The following is a 12,040-nucleotide window of genomic DNA, read 5'->3' on the forward strand; positions in this document are numbered from 1 at the left end:
GGTAAAACGTTGAATATGCATAAAATGCTAACAACAATAGAAGTATCTATTAGCAGTGAAATTGCAGTACTAACATTACTTCTAAGCCATAAAAATTTGCCATCAGTTATATTTTTTATCCACAAATATATGTTAACGTCAACAAACTGTGCAATATAACACGCTATAATAGAAGCAATAAAATTGATGCTATACTTGCCAAACACCATATGAAAAATTTCGTTATTTATTTTTGACCATGACGTAGCATTTAAACTATCCATTAGCATAATAACTAATGCTATTGCTATATTCATAAAAATGGATAATTTAACACAAAATCCAGCTTTTCCTTTTCCGTAAAATTCAGCAATCAAATCTGTAAGTAAAAAAGTCAAAGGGTATAATATTGCTCCAACAGATATCTCAATCTTCACAATAGGTAGAGAAACAAATTTTTGATAAATTAAATTACCAGTTACTATTAGTGTTGAAAATAAAACACATAGAAAGATATATACTTTTTCATCTATTTTCATGGTCAATTTTTGCTGCTAGAATAAAATCATTTTCAGTAAGGCCATCAATTGCATGAGTCCAAATCTCCAGTCTACATTTTCCCCATGAAAGTTTTAATTCAGGATGATGCCACTCCCTTTCTGCAATTTCTTGAACCTTATTACCAAAGTTCATTGCATGAACAAAATCAGGAAATTTATAGTCTTTATATAAATGACCTGAATTATTTATTTCCCAGCCATTTAGTCCTTTTTTCAATTCGGAAATTCTTTCAGGTTGTAATTTTATTTTTTGAAATGGAACGCAATTTTTATTCAATAGGTACGCTGTTGCTTTCCTCATTTCATGATCAATTTTTGCTGCTAAAATAAAATCCTTTTCAGTAAGACCTTTTAGTATATGGTGGTAAATTTCAATTTCACATTTTCCCCATCCAATAGTTAAATTAGGATGATGTCCTTCTCTTTCTGCAATTTTCGTAATCTTATTAGCAAAATTCATCGCGCTAGTAAAATCAGAAAACATGTATAATTTACATAGGTGACCCTCATCATTAATTTTCCAATTATCAAGTTCCTTAATTAGTTGAGAAATTTTTTGTGTTTCAAGCAGTTTGTCTTTTGCACATGGTAAATCATGTTTATCTGATGAATAAGTTTCCATAATCCTACCGGTAAATTTATTGTTATTCATAACAAAAATACTAAGAATCAGAGTAAAAGATAATATAAATTTCATTATCAACAACAAAGGAATTTTTTAACTATAATTTATTAGCATTAGTGTATGCTTGTTTTATAAATTTTAGAACTCATTTCTAACCTTATATAATATAGTTTATAATCGTATCATATTGAATATTTATAATTAATATTTCATCAAAAATTTCACGAGTTTTATAACAGAAACAAATCCCATAATGGATCAGTATTTGAGTTTAAAACAACAATATTCAACACGATTGTCTTTTTTGAAGGTTTACTACATTAAACGGCTTTGTTTTACACCGATGCTGGTTGATTCCGTGTTATATAGACTACTTCCAGGACTTCCAGGATTGAGTTTTACCTTTTTAGCTTCTTTATTTTCTTGCACTTTATTATATTCATGAACATAGCCTGTGAGAATACCCTTATTGTAAATGCAAATTAGTACACTATCGGAACATGAATCTGTAAAAATCTCTTTCTCTTGATGTTCAGTATAGTTGTGACTATCATATAATAATTTTGCAGTACTGGATATAATAGTTGAATCAGCCCATAATACTGCAGTAGCATTGGTAGCTTTTATTAATGGAACCAAACTAGAATAGATTTTTTCTTCAATACCTTCTGTAGTTTCTACTTTTTTGCTTTTTTCATCTAGATGTTGATATTGACTCTGAATATTTTCAGTGTCAATTTCGATCATAATTTTTGTCATCATACGACCTTCTATACTTATGTATACATTTGGATTATCTTTTTCTAGTCTATTAATTTCTTTTCGTTTTAATTCATATATTCTACCACAGTGATGTGCAGGTATTGAAAACCCGGCAACACCGGCTGCGGTAGGTATGAGACTTACACCCAATGCCTCACTATGTCTCGACATTTTTACAGGACGCAATCTAATCCTTGGACGACAATCTACCACCTGGATTAAACGATCAATAAAATCTCCTTTAACTTCTTCGTTAGACTTAGACCAGTTAAGCGGATTGAATGTATACCCTACTACCCACAATGGGAAAAGAAGTGCCCTTCGTGCAATTTTACCAAAACTATTATTTACTTCTATCTCTTGTACCATAAACACACCCCCAAAGAACTTATTTTCAATTTAGTATTGAATAGTCTATAATTACATCATGTCAAGTATTTATTACTAAATGAGTCTAATAAAAGAAAAAACAACTCCTGTAATGGATCAGTATTTAAGCTTAAAACAACAATATAAAGATTTTTTATTATTTTACAGACTTGGAGATTTTTATGAATTATTTTTTGATGATGCTATTCAGGCAGCAAAACTGCTAAATATAGTATTAACTAAGAGGGGTAATGCAAATGGAAAAGATATACCTATGTGCGGCATACCTGCCCATAGTAGTGAGCCTTACTTACATAAATTAATAGATTTAGGATTTAAAGTTGCAGTTTGTGATCAATTAGAAACAGCCGATGAAGCAAAAAAAAGAGGCTATAAATCCATAGTCAAGCGTGATGTGGTACGGATTGTAACTCCAGGTACAATTATTGAAGATTCGTTATTAGAAGATAAAAGTAATAATTATCTTGCATCTATCGTTGAAAAAGATAATGAATATGCTCTTGCTTGGCTTGAATTCTCTACAGGAAAATTTTTCTACTCCAGTACAAATCTAAAAACATTAGATAGTGATTTACTACGTATTTCACCAAGAGAGCTACTGATCTCTGAAAAAATCACTGAAGAGGAAAAAATCAAATCAATCTTGAAGCATTATAAGATATCAATAACACAACATGCTAATAATTTTTTTGAATACAGTAGATCTTGCAGAACAATGTGTGAGTTTTACGGAATTAAAGAACTTGGAGTGATAGGTACTTTTAATAAAGTGGAAGTTATTGCATGTGGTGCATTACTGGAATACGTAAGAGTTACACAAAGGGGTTCTATTCCAAGACTTGAAATTCCCAAAACTTACAACAAGCAAAGTTTTATGCTTATCGATGCTTCAGCAAGAAGAAATTTGGAGTTGTTTTCAACTCAATTTGGTGAAAAAAAAGGTTGTTTAATTTCAGCAATTGATCACACAGTGACAGCATCTGGTGGACGCTTGCTAAAACAAATGCTCTCTTCCCCTCTAGTTTGTCCTATAGCTATCAATCTAAGATTGAATACTGTTGAATTTTTTGTAAATAATCACGAATTACGAGGAAAAGTCAGAGAGATATTGTCAAGCATGCCAGATATCGAGAGACCATTATCACGTTTAATGCTAGGGTACGGCTCACCAAAAGACTTACACTTATTAAAAATTGGACTAAACAAAACTTTACAACTATCTGAATTTTTAATGGAAATAAAATCAGGTGCTAATGAACTAGAAATTATATACAAAAATTTAGGTAATCATAAAGAGTTAAGTGAATTTTTAAATAAAACTCTACTTGATAATAACATAAATAACATAAAAGAGGGGCGGATTCATCAATCCAAATTATAACTCAGAATTATTCGAGCTATCTTATTTACTAAATAACCATAATAAGTTGATAACTAAGCTGCGTAATACGTATCGTGAACTTACTGGTATTGCTGCGCTTAAGATACTGCATAATAATATACTTGGTTACTACATTGAAGTTTCAGCGAATCACAAAATAACTGCAGATACGTTTATACACAGACAAAGTCTAGCGAATGCTATCCGTTACACTACAACTGAATTAAAAGAACTAGAGAATAAAATTCTTACTGCACGCGATGCTATAATTAATTTGGAGGTGAGAATTTTTGGAGAATTGTGCGTTAAAATTGCTGAAAAATCTGAGCAAATAGCTCTTGCTGGAAATGCTTTAGCTAAATTCGATATTAGAGTTGCATTTGCAGAGCTTGCTGCAAGACATAAATATGTAAAGCCTATTATTGATGATAGTAGAGAATTTAGTATTTTAAAAGGTAGACATCCTGTGATTGAGATAAATGATAAATTTATTCCAAACAATATAGATTTATCAGGCATACATTTAATTACAGGACCTAATATGGCTGGAAAAAGCACTTTTTTAAGGCAAAACGCTTTAATTGCAATTCTAAGCCATATGGGATCATTTGTACCCGCAGAAAGAGCACATATTGGAGTGATTGATAAAATATTTAGTAGAGTTGGTGCAACAGATAATATAGCAGCAGGTTACTCTACTTTTATGGTAGAAATGATTGAGACAGCAACAATTGTAAATCAGGCTACAGAGCGTTCTTTAGTGATTCTTGATGAAATTGGTAGGGGTACAGGTATATATGATGGATTGTCAATCGCTCAAGCAGTAATAGAGCATATTCATAATATAAACCAGTGTAGAGCTATTTTTGCAACTCACTATCATGAGCTAACAAAAGTGAGTAAATACTTGAATCGTGTGAAATGTTTTTGTGTCAAAATAAAAGAATGGAATGGAAAAGTTATATTTCTACATGAAGTAATAGAGGGAATTGCAGATGAGTCATATGGAATACATGTTGCAAGGCTTGCTGGTTTTCCTGAATCAGTTTTAAATAGAGCAAGCGAGGTGTTTGAAGAACTTAATATTTTAAAAAAATAACAATATTACTTTACCATTATAGCATGATAATAGAACACATTTGCAACTCAATTTGCGACTTAACACCAACAATGCTATTCTAGCTTCAACAAATCATAGATCTAAGGATTAGAAAGTTCTTTTTGAGAAGAATGTCCTTTGAGAGTAATATTACTCATTTTCCCTGAAAGATTTTTATCATTCGGATTTATTTCTACAACTTGCTTTTGACCTTTAAATGCATCTAAACCTTCAACCACCTCAGATGTTCTTACTATTTTTCCATCTGGCTTTTTTATAATTTCATTCTTCAACTTACATCCCAATCCAGTACTCTCAAGAAAAAGATTAGCTTCATGCCCTCCAGCATCTTTAATTAATTGTTCTAATTCTAGAAGAATAGGATTATTGATTCTGTTAGTTGAATTATTTTCAATATAAGAATAAGTTTTACAATCAGCATATATCACTAAACCAAGTGGTGTCATTTTTCTTTCCTGAAGGCCTGCGTGCATATATTCATTAATAGCATTTTTTTCTTTTAATGTAGTAATTATATGCAACGCTTCCTCTTTGTATTTAGTGAGACTCTCTTCCCCACTTGCGCTGAGGGCTATAGCCTCAATTATCTCAAGAAATTTCTCCTTAATTTCGTTTAATCTTTTATCATTTTGATCCATATAACGACTCTCAAATCTGAATTTACTACTGTATTCTATGAATGGTATACTTTACAATCAAGATAAATATTCATCTTAATGATATATAATTCTTATTTTTTATTAAAAAGAATGCTTGTATTATGCTGTTATCACGAGCGCGAGAAATGTATCTTTTGAATCTTAGTGGTTTAGAAGTATCTACATAATAAATGAGTGAAGTAGGGGTTGTACATCTAGGCACCATATATATTTAGTTTAGTGGTGATCTAGGTTTTCAAGATAGAACAAATACTAAATGATGATTGAGGATACTAATAAAGATTTTTAAATAACCTAAGTTCAATGTGTATAGTAACAAGGGTTATTTATTTGTGAATTAACATAAATATTTATTAGACGTAATTCTACTTTTGGTAATTTGAAAAGTGATAATACTTTTAGTCAGTGTGACACTTGTGATTGATAATTAATTTTTTCCTTACTTGTAACATGTATACTTGTTATTATCCTTATAGTTGTGATCATCTATCCAATTCATGACTATTTTTTATAACTCTCTCTACAATGGAAGATTTGTGAGAAATTCCTACACATTCACACCATTTACCTTCATGCTTACAAGAATGGCACCTTTCTCTAAAACTTTTATGATCAACGGAATGTTCTATAGAATTAGAGAAATTGTGACTATTTGAATGTGCTATAACATCAGCAAAGCTGTGACTACTTGAAGGTGGTATAGAATTATTATTACTTATTTTCCAAGAGTGATCATGTGTGCTCATAGAGATTTTGTTAGCACTGTTGCCACAAAAAGAATAAAATTTTAGGCTTTGAACGGTTTTTGTGTTTTTCATAATTGTACTCAAAAGAATTTCTTGAGCTGGGTTGGTGTTAAAAATGCAACTTTTACCGTTTATACACATAGCATTATTTATCATACTGCGTATTTTTTGCGCTCTATCTTCTTTTGTTGTAATTTGAGCTGACATTTAAATAAATTATTAAGTCTGTTTTTAAAAATTTTTTCTTTAAATTTAGTATCCTCAACATTAATATATTCTCCTAAAAGAAGTTTATATATTTCATTCTTGCTAAATAAATTTTCTTTATTATGATCTTTTTCATCTTCACTTTCGTCCCTCGCATCTTCACTGTCATTTTGCTCACCCTCATTATCATTACTTCCATGATTTTGCATGTAGTCTTTTATGTTATCTCCAAATTTTTCACAACTACTGAATAGTTTATCTAGTTCATCAGTGATTTTTTCTTCGCTTTTTAGCTTGTGTTTTAAAGCCATTCAGCATGTTTATAATTATTGTCGGTCTCTTTATTACTATTAAGTCATTATGTAATTCTGTAATTAATGGTTCTTTTTCTAAAGATTGAGAGTAACTATTATCACTCGCACCTAAAAGCCTCACTTTGTCAGGTATTATATTGTCAATGTACTCCTCATCAGATAATCGATCTTTACTATCGCTAATCAAATTTGTAAAAATACCACGTAATAGAAAATCTTTTTCAATTTAATGTGTGGATATATACGGTTATTTGAGGCTAACAAAGTGTCAAAATCGATGTATATTGCAGATAAATCCTTATCCCTCTCTTCTTCTTTTTCCCCTTTCTCATTTTGATACCTGATTTCTTCTATAAGAGATAAGGCAATTAATCTGAAAGTGTCTATTTCAACAAAAAAAGGCATCCTTTTAAACTCTAGATCATTATTATCCATATCTGGATTATTATTCCCATACATCCTTTGATAATATTGCTGAATCGAAATCTCTTTTCCATCCAGCTCCCATCCTTTATCTATATTTTTCCAGGAGCATTTGTCTAAATTTATTACGTGTATTCCATCAACTTCTTTGAAATAATTTATTATTTCTTTTATTTGTTCAGCTTTTAACCCTTGTCCATTTATCACTAGATACATGTCTCTAGTTTCTTCTTTTTCTTGTTTATGATTTTTTATTATATCCAGATATTCAATTTGAGTGCGTGTATCCTTTACACCTATAACTGTTTTTCCATATTCTCTTGGTATCCAAGTTAGAATTATAGGTGCAGAAGGTGACAATATTTTAGGTCCTTGAAGTAATGGTGGCTCAGGTTTTAAGGAATATTTAAATGTCATAATGAGTAAATTGCATATAAGAAACAGTAATATATGATAACGTTTTCATTTTTCCAAATACTAGAGTGACTATAGAGAGAAAGTACGCATTTAAAGTTTGCATATTCTGCCTACTCAATTAGAATTATGTGTGTAATATTTACTCTAATGCTAACAAGATTTGCACCAAGTCCAACAGGTTACCTTCATGTAGGAAATATACGTACTCTGCTTTAATTTGCTGGGTATACACTCGTAGTAAAAAAGGAAAGTTTCTGCTGCGCTTTGATGATACTGATTCTCAGCGTTCAAAAATTGAATATATAGATAATATTATACAAGACTTGAAATGGATAGGAATAGATTGGGATGAAAAATTTACGCAATCAGAACGTTTTGAACGCTATGGTGAAGTATTTTTACAATTAATAAAAGAAGGCTATATTTACCCATGTTATGAAACCAAGGAAGAGTTGGAAATTAAAAGAAAATTACAGCTAAAACAAGGTTCTCCCTCCAGTCTACAATAGAAGTTCTCTGTTTTTAACTGAGCAGAAAAAAATACAATATGAACAAGAAGGACGAAGGCCTCATTTTAGATTTAAACTGAATACAAATGAAAGTATAAAATGGAATGATGAAGTTAAAGGTGCAATTAATATCACAATCAATAGTACTAGTGATCCTATTGTCAAAAGAGAAGATGGAAATTATACATACATGCTACCTTCTGTGATTGATGATATCGACTTTAATATCACCCATGTTGTTCGTGGAGAAGATCACTTAACAAATACTGCTGTGCAAATACAAATGATCCAAGCTCTAAAAGCAACAGTTCCTATGTTTGCTCATCTTCCTCTTTTACACTTTGAAGATAATAAAATATCTAAGCGAGTTGGTGGATTAGATGTGAAATCCATAAGAGAAGATGGTATTGAATCGATTACACTTAGTAATTATCTCCTAAAATTAGGCACTTCTGATGCAATTGAAGCTCATGTTAACATGCAATCTTTGATTGATTCATTTGATATTAAAAAATTCAACTCATCATCTGCTCAATTTAATTTAACCGAGATTTATAAATTAAATAGTAAAATTTTACAAAAAATGTCATTTGAATTAGTGAAAGAACGTTTAAATCAAGTTGGAATAAATTCCCCAGAATTTTGGTATTTCATAAAGAATAATATAAACAGATTTTCTGATGTTATCGAGTGGTGGGAAATATGTAAATTCAGTGTGAAACCTATAATACTAGATAAACAATTTATAAACATTGCACTAGATGTATTACCTCAACGAAATTTTGATGAAAACACACTATCAGATTGGGTAAAAGCTATTCAACAAAAAGTGAATATAAAGACAAAAGATCTATTCATACAATTGCGTTTAGCAATCACAGGAAAAGAAGCTGGACCAGAGCTTGCTAAGCTATTAATTTTTACAGGAAAAGAAAATGTTATTGCTAGATTAAAGGAATAATAGAAACAGTTAATTTAATTAACTATGGCCATTCGCTAATTCTTTCTTTGGTATGTCTATATTATTCACATTATGTTCTGAAATTTGCAGTTGTGGCTTACACAATTCTGATACAGCAGCTACCATTATAATAACAAACACTGCAACAATTACTAAGTTAGTAATGTTATCTTGTGGTAAAATATTTTTTATCGGTGAAAGTAACTTTTGTTCCATAAGTAAATAATCGATAGTGCACAACCCTATAGATAGTACAAATGCGCTGACAATAAATTTACAACCTATGTTTATGTATTTTTCTCTTACTTTTTTATTGAAATCTTGTAGACAGTTATTCCCTTTTTGTGGAGCTAAGTAGTTTATATTCTCAGGATTTACCATCATATTCTCAAAGTTATCGCTATCTTGGTTTTTTAACAATTTTGTTACAGTATTTTTTATATTTTTAGGATATATAAAATTATCATTGTACTTTTTACTTTCTTCTATGAAATGATCAAATTGTATTTTTAAAAGACCTATTTCTTTATATTCAGCCACATATTTCTTAACTCCATTTTCGTTTTTTATTTCAATACAGAGCTGTATTATCTTAGTAAGTGAAGTTATGTACTGATTCAGCAATGGACTTTCCCTTATTATCATTATTTCTTTTTTTATTGTTTTATTAGATAGTGAAAGTTCCTTATAATCATTACCAATAGAAAAAAGTAGTGTTATATCTTTGTCTATTTTGATTTTATGAATGGAATGAAAATAATTAACAACAACTCTAATTAAGGCGAACTCTTCATCATATTTATTCAATGTAGCATTTGCATTTAATAATTTCTTAACTTCAATAAGCACGTTATCTTCGAAATCTTTATTTATATTAAACACCTTCTTCCCTTAGGGTTGATTAAAGTATTAAATGTATCTAATTTTTTCTCATCCACCATCTCGTTCAATTCTTCTGTTAGTTGGGATTTTTTAATAATCTCATATATTGAGTCAATGACTTCTTGAGTATTGAGTTGTCTATTTCTCTTGAGAATTTTATAGGCACTGGTGTAAATTAAAAGTAGGCCTTGTAAACTAAATTTTAACCTAAAATAGGGATCCAGTGGTTCCTCATTTTTTTGTTTAAATTTAAGTAATCCGTTATGATTTCTACGATCTATATATTCTTCTGATCCATCTAAATTTGCATGTTGAAAAGCACCTAAAAAAATAAATACGGCCTCTAATAAGTTACCTTTACCGATGATTTTTATTAATTCTTCGACTTCTTTAATCATAAAGACTTTGACTTTAATAAAATTGTACGTAACTACAAGTTAAAATTATACTAATATAAAGTTTAAATTAATATATATATCAAACTAGTTTTAATCAATTATATTTAATGTATATTATAAAAAAGTTAACAGCTATAATTAATCTAACTCTCTAATTGAGTAAAGCAGTAGAATAGCGCTATTGTCTTACCATTTTTTTAACACAACGCAGCTATAATATACTAGCTTAATTACACGGAGAGTTGAATGAATAGATTACCAAATAATTCAAAGACAGGCCAATCTCAAGTTACCAAATGGGAAATAATAAAAAATTGTGAATATATTGACAACTGTTTGTCAAGAATAACGACTTTATATGTAATTAAAATAACTGAATCATCAGATAGTTATCAAAGTAGTGATCCTGAAGTGAGTACTATTTTAGTTAGAGTAGATGTAGCAGGTGAAAATATATTCTTAAACAAGTCTATTATTATTGAAATTATGGAGAAAATTTTACCATATAAATTTAGTAGTAAAAAAAAGAACAATATATCTAGATTGGAAGACTTGTATAATTATTTATGTTCTATTATTAGTGAAAACCTTCCAAAAGAAATGCTTGAAAGCTTTATAAGAGAATATAATTATTCTGCTAATTTACTTAAAACAATCACTTAATACTTTATTTTCTATTACAACAATACCACTTTTAAGATCTTTATCTATTAAACATATGGTAGATAAATACATATTTTGTCTGGTTTCAACGTTTATAGTTAAAGTGCCAGGAGTAATTGTAACTGAATTGGCAAATAAGGTTATACTTTTATCATTATGAGCTTGATGTTCTCTTAAAATAATAATTGGCTCAAGTTGAAGATTGAACTTTAGTATCTTTTTTATAACATAAATACTTGAAATAATCATCTGATACATTAGCCACGGTATATAACTTATTAACCCACATAACGATAATTTACTTTTACTGCTTAAAATACAACTGAGTGACTCTTGTGCATTTATTAAGCGTCTAAAAACATAAAGTGTAAATGCAGATGAGAATATACCGCATAAGAAAAAAAAAGAATCAAAACGACCAGATAATATAACCCATAAAGTAAATAAAACTATGAGGGATAAAGAAAGAAATTTTATTTCTTGTCTATAATTGTAGCTGTGCATATGTTATGTTATATACATAATTTTTAAGAAAGAATAAATAATTTTGTACGAATAATATGGAAGTTATTGCAGAAAATAGAAAAGCAAAGTTTGAGTATTTTATTGTAGAAGAATTTGAAGCAGGGATAGTTTTGTTAGGTAGCGAAGTCAAGTCTATCAGAGAAAGAAAAGTAAATATTTCTGATGCTTATGCGATTGAAAAAAATAACGAGATTTGGCTAAATAATATGCACATTGCAGAATATAAAGCCGCAACTAGAAAAAATCATAAGCCAAAAAGAGAACGTAAATTGCTCTTACACAAAAGAGAAATAAGTAAATTAATTGGTCAAATCAAAACTGCTGGCATAACTGTTGTTCCACTTTCAATTTATTTTAAATAGCAAGGGGGTAGTAAAAACTAAAATTGCAATAGTGAAAGGAAAAAAGCTATATGATAAAAGAGCAACAATAAAACAGAGAGAATGGGATCGTGAAAAAAGCAGATTATCCAAAAATGATTTATAATACAGGAATTTAGGAAATGTTATCTAAACTAAA

Annotated in this window: 12 protein-coding genes and 4 pseudogenes; 4 read left to right on the forward strand and 12 right to left on the reverse strand. The window is 29.5% G+C overall.

Annotated elements, in window-relative coordinates:
• From NL275_RS01165 to NL275_RS01180, 4 genes and pseudogenes are all read right to left on the reverse strand, one after another.
• On the reverse strand, window positions 1-518 hold a 518-nt coding region (locus tag NL275_RS01165; protein WP_253300171.1), incomplete at its 3' end, for a queuosine precursor transporter.
• Window positions 505-840 carry a 4a-hydroxytetrahydrobiopterin dehydratase gene (locus NL275_RS01170; RefSeq protein ID WP_253300221.1) on the reverse strand — a complete coding sequence of 112 codons (336 nt, stop codon included), beginning with the start codon at window positions 838-840 and terminating at the stop codon, window positions 505-507. The genes NL275_RS01170 and NL275_RS01165, both read right to left, overlap by 14 nt.
• A 63-nt stretch (window positions 841-903) precedes the next feature.
• Window positions 904-1,236: pseudogene (locus NL275_RS01175) on the reverse strand (4a-hydroxytetrahydrobiopterin dehydratase); the annotation flags it as partial.
• A gap of 243 nt (window positions 1,237-1,479) precedes the next feature.
• On the reverse strand, window positions 1,480-2,295 hold the full coding sequence (locus tag NL275_RS01180) for a hypothetical protein (protein WP_253300172.1): 816 nt from the start codon (window positions 2,293-2,295) through the stop codon (window positions 1,480-1,482).
• A 79-nt stretch (window positions 2,296-2,374) separates the two neighbouring features.
• Here NL275_RS01180 and mutS point away from each other — a divergent pair.
• Window positions 2,375-4,796 (forward strand): annotated as a pseudogene (gene mutS / locus NL275_RS01185) (DNA mismatch repair protein MutS).
• A gap of 101 nt (window positions 4,797-4,897) precedes the next feature.
• Here mutS and NL275_RS01190 read toward each other — a convergent pair.
• The 5 genes from NL275_RS01190 to NL275_RS01210 form a co-directional block, all read right to left on the reverse strand.
• The gene (locus NL275_RS01190) at window positions 4,898-5,455 is read right to left on the reverse strand and encodes a hypothetical protein (protein WP_253300173.1); all 558 of its coding nucleotides are present in this window, start codon (window positions 5,453-5,455) and stop codon (window positions 4,898-4,900) included.
• A gap of 503 nt (window positions 5,456-5,958) precedes the next feature.
• Window positions 5,959-6,429, reverse strand: a complete 471-nt coding sequence (locus NL275_RS01195; protein ID WP_253300174.1) for a hypothetical protein — start codon at window positions 6,427-6,429, stop codon at window positions 5,959-5,961.
• The gene (locus NL275_RS01200) at window positions 6,375-6,740 is read right to left on the reverse strand and encodes a hypothetical protein (RefSeq protein WP_253300175.1); all 366 of its coding nucleotides are present in this window, start codon (window positions 6,738-6,740) and stop codon (window positions 6,375-6,377) included. The genes NL275_RS01195 and NL275_RS01200 overlap by 55 nt, the downstream gene beginning before the upstream one ends.
• A complete protein-coding gene (locus tag NL275_RS01205; RefSeq protein ID WP_253300176.1) occupies window positions 6,697-6,930 on the reverse strand; it encodes a hypothetical protein in 234 nt (77 codons plus the stop codon). The genes NL275_RS01200 and NL275_RS01205 overlap by 44 nt, the downstream gene beginning before the upstream one ends.
• Window positions 6,927-7,583 (reverse strand): hypothetical protein, encoded by a 657-nt coding sequence (locus tag NL275_RS01210; RefSeq protein ID WP_253300177.1) that lies wholly within the window; start codon window positions 7,581-7,583, stop codon window positions 6,927-6,929. The genes NL275_RS01205 and NL275_RS01210 overlap by 4 nt, the downstream gene beginning before the upstream one ends.
• A 147-nt stretch (window positions 7,584-7,730) precedes the next feature.
• Here NL275_RS01210 and gltX point away from each other — a divergent pair.
• Window positions 7,731-9,053 (forward strand): annotated as a pseudogene (gene gltX, locus NL275_RS01215) (glutamate--tRNA ligase).
• 18 nt (window positions 9,054-9,071) lie between these two features.
• On the opposite strand, the gene NL275_RS01220 reads toward gltX, so the two are convergent.
• Together NL275_RS01220 and NL275_RS01225 are read right to left on the reverse strand one after the other, a co-directional pair.
• Window positions 9,072-9,935, reverse strand: coding sequence for a hypothetical protein (locus NL275_RS01220; protein WP_253300178.1), 864 nt, complete (start codon window positions 9,933-9,935; stop codon window positions 9,072-9,074).
• Complete coding sequence (locus NL275_RS01225) at window positions 9,923-10,333, reverse strand: hypothetical protein (RefSeq protein WP_253300179.1); 411 nt, start codon at window positions 10,331-10,333, stop codon at window positions 9,923-9,925. Before NL275_RS01225 ends, NL275_RS01220 begins: the two co-directional genes overlap by 13 nt.
• 246 nt (window positions 10,334-10,579) lie before the next feature.
• Here NL275_RS01225 and NL275_RS01230 point away from each other — a divergent pair, with 246 nt between their 5' ends.
• Window positions 10,580-10,996, forward strand: coding sequence for a hypothetical protein (locus NL275_RS01230; RefSeq protein WP_253300180.1), 417 nt, complete (start codon window positions 10,580-10,582; stop codon window positions 10,994-10,996).
• On the opposite strand, the gene NL275_RS01235 is transcribed toward NL275_RS01230, so the two are convergent.
• The gene (locus tag NL275_RS01235; protein WP_253300181.1) at window positions 10,976-11,500 is read right to left on the reverse strand and encodes a Na+/H+ antiporter subunit E; all 525 of its coding nucleotides are present in this window, start codon (window positions 11,498-11,500) and stop codon (window positions 10,976-10,978) included. The genes NL275_RS01230 and NL275_RS01235 overlap by 21 nt on opposite strands.
• A gap of 56 nt (window positions 11,501-11,556) precedes the next feature.
• Between NL275_RS01235 and smpB the strand changes: the two are divergent.
• Window positions 11,557-12,007, forward strand: a pseudogene (smpB, locus tag NL275_RS01240) (SsrA-binding protein SmpB).
• The last annotated feature ends 33 nt before the right edge of the window (window positions 12,008-12,040 follow it).

Source organism: Wolbachia endosymbiont of Chironomus riparius (assembly GCF_918315375.1).